This window comes from Ramlibacter pallidus (assembly GCF_015070875.1).
Lineage (GTDB): Bacteria > Pseudomonadota > Gammaproteobacteria > Burkholderiales > Burkholderiaceae_C > Ramlibacter > Ramlibacter pallidus.
The window spans coordinates 625998-647332 of sequence record NZ_JADDIV010000003.1; the positions used below are offsets into that span (position 1 = coordinate 625998).

At 68.2% G+C, this 21335-nt stretch carries 13 protein-coding genes; 5 read left to right on the top strand and 8 right to left on the bottom strand.

Annotated elements, in window-relative coordinates:
* Positions 1-5: 5 nt before the first annotated feature.
* The 5 genes from IM787_RS12220 to IM787_RS12240 all read right to left on the bottom strand — a co-directional run bounded on the left by IM787_RS12220 (position 6) and on the right by IM787_RS12240 (position 10549).
* Positions 6-6605: a hybrid sensor histidine kinase/response regulator gene (locus IM787_RS12220; RefSeq protein ID WP_227494283.1), complete on the bottom strand. Its 6600-nt coding sequence runs from the start codon at positions 6603-6605 to the stop codon at positions 6-8.
* Positions 6606-6927: 322 nt separating this feature from the next.
* Positions 6928-8166, bottom strand: a complete 1239-nt coding sequence (locus tag IM787_RS12225) for a branched-chain amino acid ABC transporter substrate-binding protein (protein ID WP_227494284.1) — start codon at positions 8164-8166, stop codon at positions 6928-6930.
* Between the two features lie 119 nt (positions 8167-8285).
* Positions 8286-8588, bottom strand: a complete 303-nt coding sequence (locus IM787_RS12230; RefSeq protein WP_193676913.1) for a hypothetical protein — start codon at positions 8586-8588, stop codon at positions 8286-8288.
* Complete coding sequence (locus IM787_RS12235) at positions 8588-9025, bottom strand: DNA polymerase III subunit chi (protein WP_193676914.1); 438 nt, start codon at positions 9023-9025, stop codon at positions 8588-8590. The genes IM787_RS12230 and IM787_RS12235 overlap by 1 nt, the downstream gene beginning before the upstream one ends.
* 3 nt (positions 9026-9028) lie before the next feature.
* Positions 9029-10549, bottom strand: a complete 1521-nt coding sequence (locus tag IM787_RS12240) for a leucyl aminopeptidase (RefSeq protein WP_193676915.1) — start codon at positions 10547-10549, stop codon at positions 9029-9031.
* A gap of 42 nt (positions 10550-10591) precedes the next feature.
* Here IM787_RS12240 and lptF point away from each other — a divergent pair, with 42 nt between their 5' ends.
* From lptF to IM787_RS12265, 5 genes are read left to right on the top strand one after another with little or no spacing between them, the layout of a single operon-like run.
* Complete coding sequence (gene lptF / locus IM787_RS12245; RefSeq protein WP_193676916.1) at positions 10592-11692, top strand: LPS export ABC transporter permease LptF; 1101 nt, start codon at positions 10592-10594, stop codon at positions 11690-11692.
* Positions 11689-12786 carry an LPS export ABC transporter permease LptG gene (gene lptG, locus IM787_RS12250; protein ID WP_193676917.1) on the top strand — a complete coding sequence of 366 codons (1098 nt, stop codon included), beginning with the start codon at positions 11689-11691 and terminating at the stop codon, positions 12784-12786. Before lptF ends, lptG begins: the two co-directional genes overlap by 4 nt.
* Before the next feature lie 5 nt (positions 12787-12791).
* The gene (locus IM787_RS12255; protein ID WP_193676918.1) at positions 12792-13151 is read left to right on the top strand and encodes a sirohydrochlorin chelatase; all 360 of its coding nucleotides are present in this window, start codon (positions 12792-12794) and stop codon (positions 13149-13151) included.
* Between the two features lie 43 nt (positions 13152-13194).
* On the top strand, positions 13195-14145 hold the full coding sequence (locus tag IM787_RS12260; RefSeq protein ID WP_193676919.1) for a CysB family HTH-type transcriptional regulator: 951 nt from the start codon (positions 13195-13197) through the stop codon (positions 14143-14145).
* Positions 14146-14192: 47 nt separating this feature from the next.
* Positions 14193-15344 (top strand): pyridoxal phosphate-dependent aminotransferase, encoded by a 1152-nt coding sequence (locus IM787_RS12265; protein ID WP_193676920.1) that lies wholly within the window; start codon positions 14193-14195, stop codon positions 15342-15344.
* 3 nt (positions 15345-15347) lie between these two features.
* On the opposite strand, the gene IM787_RS12270 is transcribed toward IM787_RS12265, so the two are convergent.
* From IM787_RS12270 to IM787_RS12280, 3 genes are all read right to left on the bottom strand, one after another.
* On the bottom strand, positions 15348-16049 hold the full coding sequence (locus tag IM787_RS12270) for a Rieske (2Fe-2S) protein (protein WP_193676921.1): 702 nt from the start codon (positions 16047-16049) through the stop codon (positions 15348-15350).
* An 80-nt stretch (positions 16050-16129) separates the two neighbouring features.
* The gene (hrpA, locus tag IM787_RS12275; protein ID WP_435531156.1) at positions 16130-19927 is read right to left on the bottom strand and encodes an ATP-dependent RNA helicase HrpA; all 3798 of its coding nucleotides are present in this window, start codon (positions 19925-19927) and stop codon (positions 16130-16132) included.
* 111 nt (positions 19928-20038) lie between these two features.
* Complete coding sequence (locus IM787_RS12280; protein ID WP_193676922.1) at positions 20039-21283, bottom strand: diguanylate cyclase domain-containing protein; 1245 nt, start codon at positions 21281-21283, stop codon at positions 20039-20041.
* Positions 21284-21335: the final 52 nt, after the last annotated feature.

Consider the following 21335-nt stretch of genomic DNA (forward strand, 5'->3'; position numbering starts at 1 on the left):
TGTAGTTACTGCTGCAGCCAGGCGCGCAGCACCGACAGCAGGTCCGGCGTGTTCACCGGCTTGGCCAGGTAGTCCCAGGCCCCCGCCTCGATGCATTTCTCCCTGTCGCCCTTCATCGCCTTGGCCGTGACCGCGATCATAGGCAGGTTCCGGCCCTGCGGGAGCTTGCGGATCTCCTTCATGGTGGCCATGCCGTCCATCTCCGGCATCATGATGTCCATCAGGACCACCTGGATGCCGGGGTCGTTGGCCACGCGGTTGATCGCCTCGCGGCCATTGTCGGCCCAGACGATGTCCATGCCGTGCTCTTCCAGCACCGTGGCCAGGGCGAAGATGTTGCGCATGTCGTCGTCGACGATCAGCACCCGCTTGCCGGCCAGCGGCTTGGCGGATTCGTAGACGTTGTCGATGACGTTGCGCTTGATCTCCGGCAGGCGCGCCAGGCTGCGGTGCAGCGCGATCAGGGTGGCGTCGAACAGCTTGGGGGCGCCCTGCACTTCGTGCACGGTGATGCCCTCGTCCGAATGCCAGGCCTGGCGCGCGCCGGCGTCGCCCCGGTACAGGATCAGCGGCAGGGGGCCGATGCTGGCCTGCCCGGCGAGCGACCGGCGCAGTTCGCGGGTGTCCGCGCCGGCGAAGCCGTCCTCCAGCACCACCGCATCGAAGCGGCCGTCGTCCAGCGCCTGCTGCAGCTGCGCGGCCGTGGCCACCACCGTCACGTCGATCTGTTCGCCCTCGATCTGGGCCAGCAGGTCGTTGCGGACCGACTGGTCTTCCACGGCGACCAGGAGGCTCTTCTCGGTGCGCGCCAGGTAGTTGTGCAGCTTCTCGAGCATGCCGTCCAGGACTTCCTTGGAGCGGATCGGCTTTTCCAGGAACGCCAGCGCGCCGGACTTGAAGGCCCGGTCCTTGCTGTCGTCGGTGGAGATCACGCACACCGGCACGTGGCGCAGCGCCAGGTCGTGCTTGATGCGGTCCAGCACCCGCCAGCCGGCCATGTCGGGCAGGTGCATGTCCAGCGTGACCGCGGACGGCTTGTGCTGGCTGGCCAGCGTGAGCGCACCGGCCCCCATCGTGGTCACGAGGCCCTTGAAGCCCTTGGCGCGCGCGGCATCCAGCAGGAAGCGCGCGAAGGCCAGGTCGTTCTCCACGATCAGGAGCACCTGGTCGCTGGGCTGGATGTTGTCGCGGTCGTCGTTGGCCACGTTGTCGGCGGCCAGCAGCTCGTCGCCTTCGACCTCGACTTCGACCGCATCCTCGACCTCGGCCGCCGCGGACGGCACCGGCGTCGGCAGGCGCTTGGGCACCGGGGCCACCGTCTGGTCGCCGCGGTAGTCGGTGGTGACCCGGCGCGTCGTGCGCGTGGCCATGTAGACCAGCGGCAGGTACAGGGTGAACGTGGAGCCCTGCCCCGGCGCGGACACCAGGCGGATCTCGCCGCCCAGCAGCTTCGACAGTTCGCGCGAGATCGCGAGGCCCAGGCCCGTGCCCCCGTACTTGCGGCTGGTGGAGCCGTCGGCCTGCTGGAAGGCCTCGAAGATGATCTGCTGCTTGTCCGGCGAGATGCCGATGCCGGTATCGGAGACCGAGAACGCCAGCACCTGCTGTGCGCGGTTCAGGTCCTCGTTGTCCGGCGCCCAGCCCGCGAACACCTCTTCCACCGTCAGCGTGACGTGGCCCTGGTGCGTGAACTTGAAGGCGTTGGACAGCAGGTTCTTCAGGATCTGCTGCAGGCGCTTGGCGTCCGTGACCATCGAGGCCGGCAGGTTGAGGCCGGTGCGGACGGTAAAGTCCACGTTCTTGGCTTCGGCGACGTGGCGGAAAGTCCGTTCCACGTACAGCTGCAGGTCGGACAGGCGCAGCTCGTTGACGTCGACCACCACCGTGCCGGACTCGATCTTGGACAGGTCCAGGATGTCGTTGATCAGCATCAGCAGGTCGTTGCCGGACGAATGGATGGTCTTGGCGAACTCCACCTGCTTCGGCGTGAGGTTGCCCTCCGGGTTCTTGCACAGCTGGTCGGACAGGATCAGCAGCGAGTTCAGCGGCGTGCGCAGCTCGTGCGACATGTTGGCCAGGAACTCGGACTTGTACTTGGACGTCAGGGCCAGCTGCTTGGCCTTTTCCTCCAGGGCCTGGCGCGCCTGCTCCACCTCGGAGTTCTTGCGCTCCACCTCCTGGTTCTGGTGCGCCAGCAGGCGGGCCTTCTCCTGCAGTTCCTCGTTGGTCTGCTGCAGTTCCTCCTGGCGGGACTGCAGTTCCTGCGCCAGCGACTGCGACTGGGCCAGCAGGTCTTCCGTCCGCATGTTGGCTTCGATCGTGTTGATCACGATGCCGATCGATTCCGTCAGCTGGTCCAGGAAAGCCTGGTGGGTCGGGTTGAAGCGTTCGACCGACGCCAGCTCGATGACGCCGCGGACCTGGCCTTCGAAGATGATCGGCAGCACCAGCACGTTCAGCGGCGCGACTTCCGTCAGGCCGGAGGCGATCTTCAGCGTTTCGGGGATGCTGGAGGTCAGCGTGATCTTCTTCTTGTCGAACGCGGCCTGGCCGACGAGGCCCTGTCCCAGGTCGACCTCCTTGCCGTAGGCGCCATGGCCGTCGGACGCGTACGACGCCATCAGGCGCAGCTTCGGCTGCTCCTGCGTGTAGCGCAGCACGTAGAACTCGGCCTGCTGCGCGCCCACCACCGGCGCCAGCTCCGACAGGATCAGGTGGCCCACCGCGACCAGGTCGCGCTGGCCCTGCAGCATGCGCGAGAACTTGGCCAGGTTGGTCTTCAGCCAGTCCTGTTCCGTGTTCACCTGCGTCGTGTCGCGCAGGTTGCGGATCATCTCGTTCACCGTGTCCTTCAGCGCGGCCATCTCGCCCAGCGCCTCCACCGTGATCGAGCGCGTCAGGTCACCCTGCGTCACGGCCGTCGCCACCTCGGCGATCGCCCGCACCTGCGTCGTCAGGTTGGCGGCCAGCTGGTTCACGTTCTCCGTCAGGCCCTTCCAGGTGCCCGAGGCGCCCGGCACCTTGGCCTGGCCGCCCAGCTTGCCTTCCACGCCCACCTCGCGCGCCACGGTCGTCACCTGGTCGGCGAAGGTGGCCAGCGTGTCCGTCATGGCGTTGATGGTGTCGGCCAGCGCGGCCACTTCGCCCTTGGCTTCCACGGTCAGCTTCTGGTCGAGGTCGCCGTTGGCCACGGCCGTCACCACCTTGGCGATGCCTCGCACCTGCGACGTCAGGTTGCCGGCCATGAAGTTGACGTTGTCGGTCAGGTCCTTCCAGGTACCCGCCACGCCCTGCACGTAGGCCTGGCCGCCCAGCTTGCCTTCGGTGCCCACTTCCCGCGCCACGCGCGTCACCTCGGCGGCGAAAGAGGAGAGCTGGTCCACCATCGTGTTGATGGTGTTCTTCAGTTCCAGGATCTCGCCCTTCACGTCCACCGTAATCTTCTTGGAGAGGTCACCGGCGGCCACGGCCTTCGTCACGTCCGCAATGTTCCGCACTTGCGCGGTCAGGTTGCCGGCCATGAAGTTCACGTTGTCGGTCAGGTCTTTCCAGGTGCCGGCCACGCCCTGCACGTAGGCCTGGCCGCCCAGCTTGCCTTCGGTACCCACTTCCCGCGCCACCCGGGTCACTTCCGAAGCGAAGGAGCGGAGCTGGTCCACCATCGTGTTGATGGTGTTCTTCAGCTCCAGGATTTCACCCTTCACGTCCACCGTGATCTTCTTGGACAGGTCGCCCGCGGCCACGGCGGTCGTCACTTCCGCGATGTTCCGCACCTGCGCCGTGAGGTTGCCGGCCATGGAGTTCACGGAATCGGTCAGGTCCTTCCACGTGCCGGCCACGCCCTGCACGTCGGCCTGGCCGCCCAGCTTGCCTTCGGTACCCACTTCGCGCGCCACGCGCGTCACTTCGGAAGCGAACGAACGCAGCTGGTCCACCATCGTGTTGATGGTGTTCTTCAGCTCCAGAATCTCGCCCTTCACGTCCACGGTGATCTTCTTGGAGAGGTCGCCGGCCGCCACGGCCTTCGTCACGTCCGCGATGTTCCGCACCTGGGCCGTCAGGTTGCCGGCCATGAAGTTCACGTTGTCGGTCAGGTCCTTCCACGTGCCGGCCACGCCCTGCACGTCGGCCTGGCCGCCCAGCTTGCCTTCGGTCCCCACCTCGCGCGCCACGCGCGTCACTTCCGACGCGAACGAGCGCAGCTGGTCCACCATCGTGTTGATGGTGTTCTTCAGCTCCAGGATCTCGCCCTTCACGTCCACGGTGATCTTCTTGGAGAGGTCGCCGGCCGCCACGGCCTTCGTCACGTCCGCGATGTTCCGCACCTGGGCCGTCAGGTTGCCCGCCATGGAGTTCACCGAGTCTGTCAGGTCCTTCCAGGTGCCGGCCACGCCCTGCACGTCGGCCTGGCCACCCAGCTTGCCTTCCGTGCCCACCTCCCGCGCCACGCGGGTCACTTCCGAGGCGAACGAGGAAAGCTGGTCCACCATCGTGTTGATGGTGTTCTTCAGCTCCAGGATCTCGCCCTTCACGTCCACCGTGATCTTCTTCGACAGGTCACCGGCGGCCACGGCCTTCGTCACGTCCGCGATGTTCCGCACCTGCGACGTCAGGTTCCCGGCCATGAAGTTCACGGATTCGGTCAGGTCCTTCCAGGTACCCGCCACGCCCTGCACGTCGGCCTGGCCCCCCAGCTTGCCTTCCGTACCCACCTCGCGCGCCACGCGCGTCACTTCCGAGGCGAAGGAGGAGAGCTGGTCCACCATCGTGTTGATGGTGTTCTTCAGCTCAAGGATTTCACCCTTCACGTCCACGGTGATCTTCTTCGAGAGGTCACCGGCCGCCACGGCGGTCGTCACTTCCGCGATGTTCCGCACCTGGGCCGTGAGGTTGCCGGCCATGGAGTTCACGGAATCGGTCAGGTCCTTCCACGTGCCGGCCACGCCCTGCACGTCGGCCTGGCCGCCCAGCTTGCCTTCGGTACCCACCTCGCGGGCCACGCGCGTCACTTCCGAAGCGAAGGAGCGCAGCTGGTCCACCATCGTGTTGATGGTGTTCTTCAGCTCCAGGATCTCGCCCTTCACGTCCACCGTGATCTTCTTGGAGAGGTCACCGGCGGCCACGGCCTTCGTCACGTCCGCGATGTTCCGCACCTGGGCCGTCAGGTTACCGGCCATGGAGTTCACCGAGTCGGTCAGGTCCTTCCAGGTGCCGGCCACGCCCTGCACGTCGGCCTGGCCGCCCAGCTTGCCTTCGGTCCCCACCTCGCGCGCCACGCGCGTCACTTCCGACGCGAACGAGCGCAGCTGGTCCACCATCGTGTTGATGGTGTTCTTCAGCTCCAGGATCTCGCCCTTCACGTCCACGGTGATCTTCTTGGACAAGTCACCGGCCGCCACCGCCTTGGTCACGTCAGCGATGTTCCGCACCTGCGAGGTCAGGTTGCCGGCCATGAAGTTCACGGATTCGGTCAGGTCCTTCCACGTGCCGGCCACGCCCTGCACGTCAGCCTGGCCCCCCAGCTTGCCTTCGGTCCCCACCTCGCGCGCCACCCGCGTCACTTCCGAAGCGAAGGAGCGCAGCTGGTCCACCATCGTGTTGATGGTGTTCTTCAGTTCGAGGATCTCACCCTTCACGTCCACGGTGATCTTCTTGGAGAGGTCACCGGCGGCCACGGCCTTCGTCACTTCGGCGATGTTCCGCACCTGGGCCGTCAGGTTGCCGGCCATCGAGTTCACGGAGTCGGTCAGGTCCTTCCAGGTACCCGCCACGCCCTGCACTTCTGCCTGGCCGCCCAGCTTGCCTTCGGTACCCACCTCGCGCGCCACCCGCGTCACTTCGGCGGAGAAGGTCCCGAGCTGCTGCACCATCTTGTTGATGGTCATGGCCGTGCGCAGGAACTCGCCTTCCAGCGCGCGCCCGTCCGCCTCCAAAGCCATCGACTTGGACAGGTCCCCCTGCGCCACGGCACCGATCACGCGCGCCACTTCGGACGTCGGGTGCACCAGGTCGGAGATCAGGGAGTTGATGGATTCCGCGGAATCGCGCCAGAAGCCGCCCTGGCTCGGCATCGCCGCGCGTTCCTTCAGCTTGCCTTCCTTGCCGACCACGCGCGAAAGGCGGGCCAGCTCCTGCGACATGCGCACGTTCTCGGCGACGACGTCGTTGAAGGCGTCCGCGACCTTGCCGAACAGGCCGGTCCAGTCGTGCGGCAGGTGCGCGTCGGCACTGCCCTTCTTCAGTTCGGTGAGGCTGGAAAGCAGCGTGCGGGTGCGGTCGGAAGCGAGCTCGACTTCGTCCAGCAGGCTGTTCACGCTGGCGACGTTCTCCTGCCAGAAGCCCGTCAGCTTGTCGTCGGCGACGCGCTTGACGGTGCGGGCGCCCGTGTTCGGTGCGGCGGCGACCGTCTTGAGCTTGTGCGAGGTGCGCGAGGTCTGCGAGGAAAGCTCATTGAACTCCGCGGCGATCTTTCCGTAGAGCCCGTCCCATTCGGTCGGCAGCGTAACGCCGTGTTCGCCACGCCGGAAGGCCGAGAGCGCCTTCAGCACCAGTTTCAAGTCGCCGTCGCGATGCTCGGCCGAAGGCACTTTCGCCAGAACTTCCATGTCTTCCCCCATTGGTAAGCAACTGTTGGCACGCCAACAGAACGAGGGAGGGTACCGGGTTCACGATGGCCGTTCAACCCGACAGGAAAGCGGGATCGCCCACAAACCCAATACTGGCGCGGGGTGTAGGACGGCGCGCACAGGAAAACCTCCAGCGGGCCTACAGCAAGCGTGCGTGGATGCGACGCCGTGACCAGGGCACCAACCAAGCTCTGCAGGCCCTCCTGCTGCGACACATGCGGTTACCGCGGATCAGCATGCCCGGACGACGGCACAAAGAAAAAGGCCGCCTCGCGGCGGCCTTTTCCGTGCGTCGAGCGGCTTACTCGATCGGCTTCTTCGCGCCGCCCTTGTACGAGTACAGGGTGGTGGCGGCGTTCTTCAGCTCGCCGTTCGGCTCGAACGCGATCTTGGCGGTGACGCCCTGGTACTGCGTCTCGATCAGCTTGGGCATGTAGACCTTCGGGTCCGCCGAGTTGGCACGCTTCATCGCGTCGACCAGCACGAACGTCGCGTCGTAGGTGTACGGGCTGTACACCTGGAACTGGTTCGGGTACTTCTGGTCGTACTTCTGGCGCCAGGCGGTGCCGCCGGGCATCTTGGCGATGGAGGCGCCGCCTTCGGCGCAGATCACGTTGTCCAGCGTCTTGGCGCCCGCGGCCAGCTTGATGATCTCGCTGGTGCAGATGCCGTCGCCGCCGAAGTACTTGACGTTGGCCATGCCCAGCTGTTCCATCTGGCGCAGCATCGGGCCGGCTTGCGGGTCCATGCCGCCGTAGAAGATGGCGTCGGGAGCCTTGGCCTTGATGGCGGTCAGGATCGCCATGAAGTCGGTGGCCTTGTCGTTGGTGAACTGCTCGTCCACCACCGTCATGCCCTTGGACTTGGCGGTGTTCTTGAACACCTCGGCGACGCCCTGGCCGTAGGCCGTGCGGTCGTCGATGATCGCGACCTTCTTCAGCTTCAGCGTGTCGGCGGCGTACAGGGCCAGAGCGGCGCCCAGTGCGTTGTCGTTCGCGATGATGCGGTAGGTGGTCTTGTAACCGGGCTTCGTCAGCGCCGGGTTGGTCGCCGCGCCGGTGACGTGCGGGATGCCGCAGTCGTTGTAGACCTTGGACGCCGGGATGGTGGTGCCGGAGTTCAGGTGGCCCACCACGCCCGCGACCTTCGCGTCGCACAGCTTCTGGGCGGCGGCGGTGCCCTGCTTCGGATCGGCGGCGTCGTCTTCCGCCTGGATCTCGAAGCGCACGGCCTGGCCGCCGATCTGGATGTTCTGCGTGTTGAGTTCCTCGATCGCCATCCGGACGCCGTTCTCGTTGTCCTTGCCGTAGTGCGCCTGCGCACCGGACAGGGGAGCCACGTGACCGATCTTGATGACGTTGCCGCCGGCCGCGGGGGCGGCAGCGGTCGGGGCGGGAGCGGGCGCGGCCGCCGGGGCGGGCGCGGGGGCCGAGCTGGTCGCGGGAGCCGGCGCCGGTGCCGGTTCTTCCTTCTTGCCACAGCCTGCCATCAACAGAACCACGGCAGCGGTCACGCTACCCAGTACCAAACCTCTCCGCATAGCACCTCCAGTGAAAAATGAGAGTTGAATTTTGCTCAAGCGCGGCACATTAACGCAAAACGCGTGCCTCTTCCATAGGTAAAACGAAGGGACGGGCCGGGGCGCAACAGCGCGGGCCTTCAGGGACCGCGCGGCGCGCGGGCCTGCATCTCGTCGGCCACCGCTTCCGCCACGACTTCGCGCACCACGACTTCGAGGCGTTCCCGCAGCATGGGCGTGAGCAGCCTGCTCTGCTCGAGCACCACGCTGGCGATCGCCTCGCGCAGGCGGCGCTCCAGCACCAGGTCCACGCGCTGGAGCACCCGCTGGGCGATCTGCTCCTGGGACACCGCCACGTTGCCCGCGGGCGCCAGCGGCGCGGGCCCGGAATGCACGACTTCGGTGAGCGTTGGCACGAAACGGGGCGGCGTGCGGCTGGCCATCAGGCGGACTCCCGCGCGGCGAGGTCGTGCCGGGTGATCGCATAGCCGCGGTCGGCATAGTGCTTCCAGCGGCCGCGCGCCTGCTGCCGGTCGCCGTCGTCGGTCGCCACCAGCTCGATCAGGCGCTCGAAGCGCTCGAAGCCTTCCGGCACCGGGCCGCCGAGGTTCACCAGCACCTGCTGGTGCGGCGTGCCGCGGGGCGACGCCGCCAGCAGCACCGGCGAGGCCGCGACCACGGACGGGTCGGCTTCGGCCACGCTGCAATGGGGGATGAACTCCAGCGGCGAGAAGGTCCACAGCTGCGTGTCGAGGCTGCGCAGCGCCTCGGGCTCGCCCGTGACCACCACCCGCGAGCCGGTGCCGTGCGCCTTGCGCAGCAGGCGGCACGCATAGGCCAGCTTGTCCGGCACGTTGAAGTGGAACGCGACCTCGGTCATGCGTCAGGCGGCAGCGCGCGAACGGCCCTTGGCCGGCTTGGCGGCCTTCACGGCCCGCGGCGGCGCGTCCTTGGCGGAGGCATTGCCGCCTTCCTGCGACAGCAGGTATTCCAGCAGCAGTCCGACGGGCCGGCCCGTGGACCCCTTCGCGGAACCGCCCTTCCAGGCCGTGCCCGCGATGTCCAGGTGGGCCCAGGGATAGTTCTGGGTGAAACGGTGCAGGAACTTGGCCGCGACGACGGCGCCCGCGGCGCGTCCCGCCACGTTGGCCACGTCGGCGAAATTGGTCTTCAGGCCTTCCGCGTACTCGTCGTCCAGCGGCAAGCGCCAGCACGGGTCGAGCGCCGCTTCGCCGGCGGCCGCGAGCTGCTCCGCCAGTGCGTCGTCGGTGGCGAACAAGCCGCTGCGCACGCCGCCCAGGGCCACCACGCAGGCGCCCGTGAGCGTGGCGATGTCGATCACGGCGCGCGGCTTGAAGCGTTCCGCAAAGGTCAGCGCGTCGCACAGGATCAGGCGGCCCTCGGCGTCCGTGTTCAGCACCTCGATGGTCTGGCCGCTCATGCTGGTGAGGATGTCGCCCGGCTTGTACGCGGAGCCATCCAGCATGTTCTCGCAGCTCGGGACCAGCCCGACGACGTTCAGCTTCGGCTTCAGTTCCGCCAGCGCCCGGAAGGTGCCGAGCACGCTGGCCGCACCGCCCATGTCGAACTTCATCTCGTCCATCTCGGCGGAGGGCTTGATCGAGACGCCGCCGCTGTCGAACGTGATGCCCTTGCCCACCAGCACGATGGGCGCCTCGGACTTGCCCGCGCCGTTGTAGCGCAGCGTGATGAAGCGCAGGGGCTCCGCGGAACCCTTGGCCACGCTCATGAAGGACCCCATGCCGAGCCGGGCGACTTCCTTCGGGCCGAGGACCTCGACGGCGAAGCCGTGCGCCTTGCCCATCTTCTGCGCCTCTTCGCCCAGCCGCGTGGGGGTGGCGTAGTTCGGCGGCAGGTTGCCCAGCTCGCGGGCGAATTCGATGCCCACCGCCGCGGCCTTGGCACGCTGGAAGGCCTGGCGCTGCGCGCCGGCATCGGCCACGCCGACCACGACCTTCTTCAGTTCGCGGCCTTCGGGCTTGGACTTGGTCGCCACGTACACGTAGCTGCTTTCGGCGGTACCGCACACGGCGGCGCGGACCGCTTCGGCGCCGGCGGCCCGCGGCAGCAGGATGACCAGCTTGCGGGCGGCCGAGGACCGCAGCACGCCGGCGGCGGCCTGGACCGCGGCCTGCACGCGCTTGCCCGACCCGTCGCCGCAGCCGGCCAGCACGACGCGCGTCGCGGCGATGCCCTCGCTGCGGTAGGCCTGCAGCATCTTGCCGGGCTTGGGTTCGAGGTCGCGGGCCGAGAGGGCGGCGCCCACCAGGCGCGAAACGGGGTCCTTGCCGGCCTGGAAACCTTCCGTCACCAGGACCAGGAGCACGTCGCACTTTTCGGCGGCTGCACCCGCGAGGTCGAGGGTCTTGAGTTCGAAGTCCATAATCCCTTGTTGTTCACGCGCACAAGGCGCCTGCAGCCGCCGATGTTATTCCATTCAACCGTCCGCAAGGAGCTGGCCCGCAGTTTCGGGGCCTCGCTCGTCGTGCTGGTCACCATCATCGTGACCATGACCCTGATCCGTACGCTCAGCCTCGCCAGCCGCGGCAGCGTGAACCCGGAAGAAGTCCTGATGGTCATGGGCTACACCGTGCTCGGCTACCTCCCCACGGTGCTGACGCTGTCGCTCTTCATCGCCATCGTCGGGACGCTCTCGCGCATGTACCGGGACAGCGAGATGGTCATCTGGTTCTCCGCCGGGCGGGGCCTGTCGTCGCTGGTGCGCCCTCTGTTCGCGTTCGCCTGGCCGGTGCTGGTGGTGGTGGCGCTGCTGGCCCTGGTGGTCTGGCCCTGGGCCAACCAGCAGACGCAGGAACTGAAGGAACGCTATGGCCGCCGCGGCGACCTCGAGCGCGTCGCGCCGGGCCAGTTCCAGGAGTCGGCCAGCGGGCGCCGCGTGTTCTTCCTGGACAAGGACACGCCGGACAACAAGTCGGGCCGCAACATCTTCATCTCGACCCTGGAGCGGGACCGCGAGACGGTCACCTCCGCGCGCAGCGGCCGCGTCGAGACGATCGGCGACGCGCAGTTCCTGCTGCTGCAGAACGGCCAGCGGATGGAGAACTCGCTCAAGGGCGACGGCATGCGCATCAGCGAGTTCGAACAGCACGGCAGCCGGGTCAAGGACAACGACTGGCTCGGCGGCGGCGAAGGCCCCACCAAGGCACGCTCCACCCTCGAACTGGTACGGGAGCCCACCGCGCAGAACCGGGCGGAACTCGGCTGGCGCCTCGGCCTGGCGCTCGCCGCCATCAACTTCGTGCTGCTGGGGGTCACGGTGTCCAGCGTCAACCCGCGCGTGGGCCGCAGCGGCAACCTGGTGTTCGCCCTGTTCTCCTTCGTCGTGTACTTCAACCTGCTGAACCTGGGCCAGAGCTGGATCTCGAACGGGCGCATGGGCCTGGCGCCCTTCCTCCTGCTGCTGCATGGGGGCACCTTCGCCTTCGCGGCCTTCTGGCTGGCCAAGCAGCACAACAACTGGGGCTGGGCCGCGCTCGTGCGCCGCGTATCGGGGCGCGCGGCATGAAGACGATCCGGCGCCTGATCTACGTCGAGGTCCTGCAGGCGGTGGCTTTCGTGAGCCTCGGCTTCCTCGCGCTGTTCTTCTTCTTCGACTTCGTCGACGAACTGCCCAACCTCGGCCGCGGCCTGGAGCCCTACCGGATGACGCAGGCCCTCGTCTACGTCGGGCTGCGGCTGCCGAACCACCTGTACGAGCTGCTGCCCATCGCGGTGCTGATCGGCACCATCTTCGTGATGGCGCGCTTCGCCCAGAGTTCGGAGTACACCATCCTGCGCACCAGCGGTCTCGGCCCCTGGCGGGCGCTGCGGACGCTGCTGGTGCTGGGCGCCGGCTTCACCGTCCTCACCTTCGCCGCCGGCGACTACCTCGCGCCGCTGGCGGACCGCACGGCGCAATTGCTCAAGGCGCGCTTCTCGGGCGGCATTTCCGTGGGCACCACCGGCGCGTGGCTGAAGGAGCGGCAGCGCTATCTCTCGTACAACGTCAACGTCCGCTCCCTCACGCCGGAGGGGCAGATGCGCGAAGTGCGCATCTTCGAGGCCGATTCGCGTGGCCACCTGGTCTCGATCACGCAGGCGAAGCGCGGCGTGTTCGGCGAGGCGGCATGGGTGCTGCAGGACGTCGAACGCACCGAGTTCAACGTGGGCGACGGCGTTTCGCGCGTCGACCAGGCGAAGATGGCCACCCTGCGGTGGCCCACCGAGATCACGCAGGAGATGGTCTCCGTGGCGCTGCTCAAGCCCGACCGCATGAGCACCATCGCCCTGTTCCAGTACATCCGCCACCTGGAGGCCAACGGCCAGACCTCGCAGCGCTACGAGATCGAGTTCTGGCGCAAGGTGTTCTACCCCCTGTCCTGCATGGTGATGGTGGTGCTCGCCCTGCCCTTCGCGTACCTGCACTTCCGCTCGGGCGGCATCACGAGCTACGTGTTCGGCGGGGTGCTGATCGGCATCAGCTTCTTCCTCCTGAACAACGTGTTCGGCTACATCGGCAACCTGCAGAACTGGCTGCCGTGGGTGGCGTCCGGGGCGCCGGGCCTGATCTACATGCTCGTGTCGCTGGCCGCCTTCGGCTGGCTCGTGCTGAGGCGCTGACGCCGATGTCCTCCGCGATCATCCTGTTCGGCCACGGTTCGCGCGACCCCCTGTGGCGCCTGCCGATGGAAACGGTGGCCGCCCGGCTACGCCACCTCAGCCCCGGCACCCCGGTGCGCTGTGCCTTTCTCGAACTCGAGGCGCCCGGCCTGCCCGAAGCGGCCGGCGCGCTGGTCGCCGAGGGCGCGAGCCGCGTCACGATCGTGCCGATGTTCCTGGGCACGGGCCGCCATGCGCGCGAAGACCTGCCGGCGCTGGTCCGGCAGCTGGAAACCGAGCATCCCGCCGTCGCCTTCGTGCTGCAGAAGCCGGTGGGAGAGGACGGCCGGGTGCTGGAACTCATCGCAAAGATTGCTTTGGAATAACAACCGAATGCATAATGAATTTCTTTCTTAGAAGAAATTCGATATGAATCTGCATCAGTTTCGCTTCGTGCAGGAAGCGGTGCGGCGGAACCTCAACCTGACCGAGGCGGCCAAGTCGCTGCACACCTCGCAGCCGGGGGTGTCCAAGGCCATCATCGAACTCGAAGAGGAACTGGGCGTGGAGATCTTCGCGCGCCACGGCAAGCGGCTCAAGCGCGTGACGGAGCCGGGCCAGCACGTGCTGAAGAGCATCGAGCTCATCATGCGGGAGGTCGGCAACCTCAAGCGCATCGGCGAGCAGTTCAGCGCGCAGGACAGCGGCACGCTGTCCATCGCCACGACCCATACGCAGGCGCGCTACGTCCTGCCGGTGCCCGTGGCCAGGCTGCGCGAGGCCTACCCCAAGGTGAACGTCAGCCTGCACCAGGGCTCTCCCGACCAGGTGGCGCGCATGGTGCTGGACGAGATCGCCGAGATCGGCATCGCGACCGAATCCCTGTCGGACTACCCGGACCTGGTCACGATGCCCTGCTACGAATGGCAGCACGTGCTGGTGCTGCCTGAGGCGCATCCGCTGGCGAAGAAGGAGCGCATCACGCTGGAGGACATCGCGTCGGAGCCGCTGGTGACCTACCACCCCTCCTTCACCGGCCGCACCCGCATCGACACCGCCTTCGCGCAGAAGAAGCTGCAGCCCCGCATCGCGCTCGAGGCGATCGATTCGGACGTCATCAAGACCTACGTCCGGCTGGGCCTGGGCATCGGCATCGTCGCGGAGATGGCGGTGCACGACGACGTCGGCAGCACCAACGGCGACCTCGCCGTGCGCCCCCTGGGCCAGCTGTTCGGGCAGAACCTTGCCCGCGTCGCGTTCAAGCGCGGCGCTTACTTGCGAAACTTCGTCTTCCGCTTCGCGGAACTGCTGTCGGACCGCCTCGACCGCAACCTGATCGCCCGCGCCATGACGGGCCACGCCAACGACTACGAACTGTGACTCCCCCCGAAGCGGCCTGGAGAAAGCCGGCTGTCTATCATTGCCTCATGAGCACTCCCGCACTCGAAACGAAGTTCCCTTCCATCGGCACGACCATCTTCACCGTGATGTCGGCCCTGGCCGCCGAGAAGGGCGCGGTCAACCTGGGCCAGGGTTTCCCGGATTTCGATTGCGACCCGAAGCTGGTCGAAGCCGTTGCCGAAGCGATGCGCAAGGGGCTGAACCAGTACCCGCCCATGACGGGGGTGCCGGTGCTGCGCGAAGCCGTGGCGAACAAGGTCGAGGCCCTCTACGGCCGCAAGTACGACCCGGCGGCGGAGATCACGATCACCGCGGGCGCCACGCAGGCGATCATCACCGCCATCCTCTCGATCGTGCGGGCCGGCGACGAGGTGATCGTGCTGGAACCCTGCTACGACAGCTACGTGCCCAACATCGAGCTCGCCGGCGGCAAGGTGGTGCGGGTGCCGCTCACGCCGCGCACCTTCCGGCCCGACTTCGCCCGCATCGCCGCCGCGCTGACGCCGCGCACCCGCGCGATCGTCGTCAACACCCCGCACAACCCGAGCGCGACCGTCTGGACGCGGGAGGAGATGCTGCAGCTGCAGGACCTGCTGGCGCCGACCGGCGTGTTCGTCATCAGCGACGAGGTGTACGAACACATGGTGTTCGACGGCCAGCTGCACCAGAGCGTGGCGCGCTTCCCGGGCCTGGCCGACCGCGCCTTCATCGTCTCCAGCTTCGGCAAGACCTACCACGTCACCGGGTGGAAGATCGGCTACGTGGCCGCCCCCGCCGCGCTGACGGCGGAGTTCCGCAAGGTGCATCAGTTCAACGTGTTCACCGTCAACACCCCGATGCAGCATGGCCTGGCCACCTACATGGCCGACCCGCAGCCCTATCTCCAGCTGCCGGCCTTCTACCAGCGCAAGCGGGACCTCTTCCGCGAAGGGCTGGCGCGCACCCGCATGGCGCTGCTGCCGTGCGAAGGCACCTATTTCCAGTGCGTCGACATCTCCGGCATGAGCCGCATGAAGGAAGCCGAGTTCTGCAAGTGGCTGACCACGGAGATCGGCGTCGCTGCCATTCCGCAGTCCGCCCTCACGGTGGACGGCGACGACCAGGGCATCGTGCGCTTCTGCTTCGCCAAGAAGGACGAGACGCTGCGCACGGCCCTGGAACGGCTGGCGAAGCTCTAGCAGTCAGCACTGGATCGGGTTGCGGCAGAACTTCTCCAGCTCGCGCACGACGCTCTGGCCCGCCACCGGCTGCTTCGCCTTCGGGCCCACGTCCAGGCTCAACTTCATTTCGTACTTGCGGAAGAAGGCATCGAACAGCTCGCCCCCGAGCGTGGCATAGGCGGTCAGCGTGTCGGCTTTCGCGTCGTGCGCCAGCAGCACGGCGCACAGGGGCTGGCGCGCGGGACCGGAGAGCACCTGCGCACCCTTGGCGGGGTCGTACTGGCTGTGCTCCGCGCAGCAGTGGATCAGGCCGTCTTGCACGCCTTGCCGGGCGCGCGTCTTGCGAAAGCTGATGAAGCTCACGTCCTTCGTAGGGTAGACCAGCTGGTGCGCGCAGATCGCCGAGAAGGCGACGATGCTGCGGTTGCGGCCCACGCCGCCCGGCCAGCTGTAGGCGTTCCGGTCCTCCGTCGTCAGCGCGTGCGGCGCCACCGGCCGGCCCAGCTCCAGCAGGAACACGGGCGTCGCCTCGAAGGGGTAGTGGAAGACGTAGTTCGCCTGTGGCTTCAGGCTGCCGGCGCGCACCGGGTCGCCGCGCTCGTCCACCAGCACCGCCCGGGCGTACGCCTTGGGCTTCGCGTCGGCGGCCCAGGCCGGAAAGGCCACCGCGGCGCCGAGGCCGGCCGCACCCGCGGTGCATTCGAGGAAGCTGCGTCTGTCCATGCTGGGACCTCCGGATCACCGGCTTTGTACCCCAGCTGGCACCGCCGCAGGGCGCTTGCGCCCCCTGCTTCGGGTAAATCTCAGCTATTGAGCTGGGCCCAGACCTTGTCGAGGCGCTTCACGCTCACCGGCTGCGGCGTGCGCAACTCCTGCGCGAACAGGCTCACCCGCAGCTCCTCCAGCAGCCAGCGGAAGTCCTCCATGCGCTCGTCCGCCACGCCCTTGCGCTCGCCGACCAGCCGCCAGAACCGTTGCTCCTGCGGCCGGAGTTCGGCCATCCGCGCGGCATCGCGGCCAGGGTCCGCGCGCAGTTTCTCGAGCCGCAGCACGATGCCCTTCAGGTAGCGTGGCACGTGCTGCAGCCGTGGCCACGGCGTGCCGGCCAGGAAACGCTTCGGCACCAGCCGCTGCAGCTGCTGGGTGGCGTCCGCCGTCGTCTCCGGCTGGATCTTCGTGTCCTTGATCTTGCGGGCCGCGGCCGCGTACTCGGTGAGGATCGTCGCGGCCAGTCGCGCGACTTCGTTGGCGATCAGCGTCAGCCGGCCCCGGCCTTCGTCGAGGCGGCGCTGGAACTCCGCCGCGGTGTCGGGCAGCGGATCGAGCAGGAAGGCGCGATCCAGCGCGACCTCGATCACCTGTTCGCGCAGCTCCTCCGACGTCCCCAGCGGCATGAAGGCCACGGCCATCTTCTGCAGGTCCGGGATGTTCTTCTCGAGGTACTTGAGGGCATCCTTCAGCTGCAGCGCGAACAGGCGGCGCAGGCCGGCCCGGTGCTTCGCGGCGGCGACCTCCGGCTCGTCGAACACCTCGATGCGCACGGCGTCCCTGTCGTCGATCAGCGCGGGAAAGCCGACGAGGCTGGTGCCACCCTTGCGGATCTCCATCAGTTCCGGCAGCTCGCCGAAGGTCCAGGCGGTATAGCGCTGTTCGGAATTCCCTCCGCCTCCCGCCTGCGGGAGCCTGGGAGGGAGGCGCTCCCTGTCCTTCGCCGCCACCGCAGCGTCCCCGCCCTGCCCTTGCCCGGACGGGGAGGCAGGAGACGCCACCTTCAGGCCCGCCAGCGCCTGGAACGCACCCCGCGCCTTGGCCCCGAGTTCCGCCTTCAGCGCCGCGAGGTTGCGCCCCATCCCCAGCTGCCGGCCGTGCTCGTCGACGATGCGGAAGTTCATGAACAGGTGCGCGGGCACCATGTCCAGCTTGAAATCGGTGCGCTTCACGTCCAGGCTGGTGGCGTCGCGCACTTCCTTGAGCAGGGCATCCGTGAGGCTGCCGTTCGCCCAGCGCTCGGGCGCCGACAGTTTCTCGGCCAGCCGGGTCGCCGACTCCGGCAGCGGCACGAAGCGCGAGCGCGGCTTCTGCGGCAGGCTTTTCAGCAGCGCCTGCACCTTGTCCTTCAGCATGCCCGGCACCAGCCATTCGGCGCGGTCCTCGTTCACCTGGTTCAGGACGAACAGCGGCACGGCCACCGTGACACCGTCGCGCGGGTCGCCGGGCTCGTGCAGGTAGCTGGCGGCGCAATCCACGCCCCCGAGCTTCACCGTCTTCGGGAAGGCGCTGCTGGTGATGCCCGCCGCCTCGTGCCGCATCAGCTCCTCGCGGGTGAGCTTCAGCAGGTCGGGCCGGCCTCGGCCCGCCTCGCGGAACCAGCGCTCGAAGGTCGCGCCGCTGTAGACGTCCTTGGGCAGCTGCTGGTCGTAGAAGGCGTAGATCAGCTCCTCGTCGACCAGCACGTCCTGGCGGCGCGACTTGTGCTCGAGCTCCTCGACCTGTTTCACCAGCTTCTGGTTGGCGGCCAGGAAGGGCAGCCGCGTCTCCCACTGGCCGGCGACCAATCCTTCGCGGATGAAGATGTCGCGCGCGCCGTGCAGGTCGGCCCGCGCGAACGGCACGCGGCGGCCGCTGTAGATCACGAGGCCGTACAGCGTCGCGCGCTCCAGCGCCAGCACCTCGGCGGCCTTCTTCTCCCAGTGCGGGTCCAGCAGCTGCTTCTTCAGCAGGTGGCCGGCCACCTCCTCCACCCATTGCGGCTCGATGTTGGCGATGCCGCGGCCGAAGAGGCGCGTGGTCTCCACCAGTTCCGCCGCGACGATCCAGCGGCCCGGCCGCTTCTTCAGGTGCGCGCCGGGATGGCGGTGAAACTTGATGCCGCGCGCCCCGAGGTAGGCCTCGTCGTCCTCCAGCTTGAAGCCGATGTTCCCGAGCAGGCCGGACAGCATCGCCTTGTGCAGCTGCTCGTAGCTGGCGGGCTGGTCGTTCAGGCGCCACTTGTGCTCGGTGACCACGGTCAGCAGCTGGCTGTGCACGTCGCGCCATTCCCGCACCCGCCGGACGTTGACGAAGTTCTGCCGCAGCAGCTGCTCGTACTGGCGGTTGGAGAGGCGATGGTCGGTCCCGTGGCCGCCGCGCGCCTCGTCCAGCCATTGCCACAGGCGCAGGTAGCCGGAGAACTCGCTCTTCTCGTCGTCGAACTTGGCATGCTGCTGGTCCGCCTGGGCCTGCAGTTCCATCGGCCGGTCGCGCACGTCCTGCAGCGACAGCGCCGAGGCGATGACCAGCACCTCCTGCAGCGCACCGCGCGTGCGCGCCTCGAGGATCATGCGGCCGACCCGCGGGTCCAGCGGCAGGCGCGCCAGCTCGGCGCCCATGGGGGTCAGGGCGTTGTCGTCGTCCACCGCCCCGAGCTCGTTGAGCAGCTGGTAGCCGTCGGCGATCGCCCGGCCCGAGGGCCGGTCGATGAAGGGGAACTCCTCCACCGCACCCAGCCGCAGGGACTTCATGCGCAGGATCACGCCGGCGAGCGAAGACCGCAGGATCTCCGGGTCGGTGAAGCGCGGGCGCCCGCTGAAATCCTGCTCGTCGTACAGCCGGATGCAGATGCCGTTGGCCACGCGGCCGCAACGCCCCGCGCGCTGGTTGGCGGCGGCCTGGCTGACCGGCTCCACCAGCAGCTGTTCCACCTTGCTGCGGAAGCTGTAGCGCTTGACCCGCGCAGTGCCCGTGTCGATCACGTAGCGGATCCCCGGCACCGTGAGCGAGGTCTCCGCCACGTTGGTGGCCAGCACGATGCGCCGGCCGCCGTGCGTGTCGAAGACGCGGTCCTGCTCGGCCTGCGACAGGCGCGCGAACAGCGGCAGCACCTCCGCGTTGCGCGTCAGGACGTCGTGCGACAGGTGCTTGCGCAGGTGGTCGGCGGCCTCGCGGATCTCCCGTTCACCGGGCAGGAACACGAGGATGTCGCCGGGCGCGTTGCCGCGCCAGAGTTCGTCGACCGCATCCGCGATCGCGTCGTTCAGGTCGAACTCGCGGGACTCCGCGAACGGGCGCCAGCGCTGCTCCACCGGGAACATGCGGCCGGACACGTGGATCACGGGCGCAGGTCCGGTCGGCGAAGCGAAATGCTGGGCGAAGCGTTCGGCGTCGATGGTCGCGGAGGTCACCACGACCTTCAGGTCCGGCCGCCGCGGCAGCAGCTGCCGCAGGTAGCCGAGCAGGAAGTCGATGTTGAGGCTGCGCTCGTGCGCCTCGTCGATGATGATCGTGTCGTACGCGTGGAGCAGCGGATCGGACTGCGTCTCGGCCAGCAGGATGCCGTCGGTCATCAGCTTGACCGAGGCGTCGCGCGCCAGCCGGTCCTGGAAGCGCACCCTGTAGCCCACCACCTCGCCCAGGGGCGTGTCCAGCTCCTGCGCGATGCGCTTGGCGACGCTGGACGCGGCGATGCGGCGCGGCTGCGTGTGCCCGATCAGGCGGCCCTTGCCGTCCGGTGCGTTCAGCTTGCCCCGGCCCAGCGCCAGCGCGATCTTCGGCAACTGGGTGGTCTTGCCCGAGCCGGTCTCGCCGCAGACGATCACCACCTGGTGCGCCGCCATCGCGGCCATGATCTCCTCGCGCCGGGCGGAGACCGGCAGGGATTCGGGGAAGGTGATGTTCAGGGCGGAAGGCAAGGCGGCACGCGAGCGAAACCCGCGATTATCCGTCGCCCGCCGCGCTCAGGCCGGCATCGACGCCGGCGCGCCCGGCACGCCGTGGGTCTCTTCCGTCAGCTCCGCGATCTGGCCGGAGGCCGGATCGAAGAAGGCGAGCCGGCCGGGATAGCTCCACGCCGTGCGGGCCATCGCCCGCGCGGTCGACACCGCCTGCGACGGCCGGGCCTGCGTGCTGGTGCCGAGCACACCCACGCCGAGGTCGGCCACCCAGGCGGTGCCGGCGGCCTCGAGGCCGGCCATGTCGCGGCTCGTGCTGAGCGCCACCGGCCGCGACAGCCGATCGCGGATCTGGCGCGCCAGCTGCGCCAGGCGGTCCACGTCCGCCGCATGCGGCACCAGCAGCAGGAACCCGTCCTCGCCGAGACGGCCCATCTCGACGTTCTGCGGCACGCAGCGGCGCAACCGCCCCGCGCAGACGAACAGGGCGTGGTTGAACGCGGCGCGTCCGTGCAGGTTCTCCAGCGCATAGAGGTTGGCGATGGAGACCGCGAGCACGCCGATCGGCCGGGCCTCCGCGTTGCGGCTGAAGAACACGTCGCCCACCATCTGCCCGGTCTCGCTGTGCGAGCGCATGCGCGTCACGGGGTCGTAGCTGGGGCCGTGGGCGAGCACCTCGGACAGCTCCAGCAGGTAGGAATAGCGGGACCACAGGACGGTGGCGATCACGCAGAGGTAGGCGACGCCGGCGACGGCGCTGACGGCATGGACCGGCCAGGCGGTGGTGCGGCTGAGCGCGATCCAGCTCAGGCCGGACACGGCCACCAGCATGAAGCCGATGCTCAGGACCGCGGACCAGCCGGCGCGGTCGCCGCGGAGGGCGCCGCGGGCCGCCGTCACCAGCATGGCGGCGCCGACGGCAAAGGCAAACACCGAGCTGGCGGCCAGCGACTGCGCCGGCTCCAGCGCCCATCCCGCGGCCAGGACCCCGAACCCGACCGCCAGCAAGGCCACCACGCCGCTGCGGGCCACCGCGGTCTGCCGCAGCATCCCCATGGTGGACATCAGCATGAGCGCGAGACTCACGGAAGTGAAGACCGCCACGTGCGCGAGCACCCGGGCTTCGGCGGCGTCGGGCAGCGGCAGCCAGCCGAGGTAGGCGACCACGAAGGCGGCCGAGATGACGGAGGCCAGGCCCGCCATGAGCGCGACCTTGCGGTGGGAGCGGATGAACGCGGCGAGCGAGATCACCAGCATCAGCGTCGCCGTGCAGAAGAATGCGCCCCAGAAGCCGGCAGCCACCGTGTCCATGGCGCGACGATAACAGGCGGCGCGTGGGCCGCCCAGCCGTGGCGAGGCTAGG

Coding starts and splice junctions, on each gene's coding strand:
- IM787_RS12220 (WP_227494283.1), bottom strand. CDS start 6,605: ATGGAAGTTCTGGCGAAAGTGCCTTCGGCCGAGCATCGCGACGGCGAC.
- IM787_RS12225 (WP_227494284.1), bottom strand. CDS start 8,166: ATGCGGAGAGGTTTGGTACTGGGTAGCGTGACCGCTGCCGTGGTTCTG.
- IM787_RS12230 (WP_193676913.1), bottom strand. CDS start 8,588: ATGGCCAGCCGCACGCCGCCCCGTTTCGTGCCAACGCTCACCGAAGTC.
- IM787_RS12235 (WP_193676914.1), bottom strand. CDS start 9,025: ATGACCGAGGTCGCGTTCCACTTCAACGTGCCGGACAAGCTGGCCTAT.
- IM787_RS12240 (WP_193676915.1), bottom strand. CDS start 10,549: ATGGACTTCGAACTCAAGACCCTCGACCTCGCGGGTGCAGCCGCCGAA.
- lptF (WP_193676916.1), top strand. CDS start 10,592: ATGTTATTCCATTCAACCGTCCGCAAGGAGCTGGCCCGCAGTTTCGGG.
- lptG (WP_193676917.1), top strand. CDS start 11,689: ATGAAGACGATCCGGCGCCTGATCTACGTCGAGGTCCTGCAGGCGGTG.
- IM787_RS12255 (WP_193676918.1), top strand. CDS start 12,792: ATGTCCTCCGCGATCATCCTGTTCGGCCACGGTTCGCGCGACCCCCTG.
- IM787_RS12260 (WP_193676919.1), top strand. CDS start 13,195: ATGAATCTGCATCAGTTTCGCTTCGTGCAGGAAGCGGTGCGGCGGAAC.
- IM787_RS12265 (WP_193676920.1), top strand. CDS start 14,193: ATGAGCACTCCCGCACTCGAAACGAAGTTCCCTTCCATCGGCACGACC.
- IM787_RS12270 (WP_193676921.1), bottom strand. CDS start 16,049: ATGGACAGACGCAGCTTCCTCGAATGCACCGCGGGTGCGGCCGGCCTC.
- hrpA (WP_435531156.1), bottom strand. CDS start 19,927: ATGGCCGCGATGGCGGCGCACCAGGTGGTGATCGTCTGCGGCGAGACC.
- IM787_RS12280 (WP_193676922.1), bottom strand. CDS start 21,283: ATGGACACGGTGGCTGCCGGCTTCTGGGGCGCATTCTTCTGCACGGCG.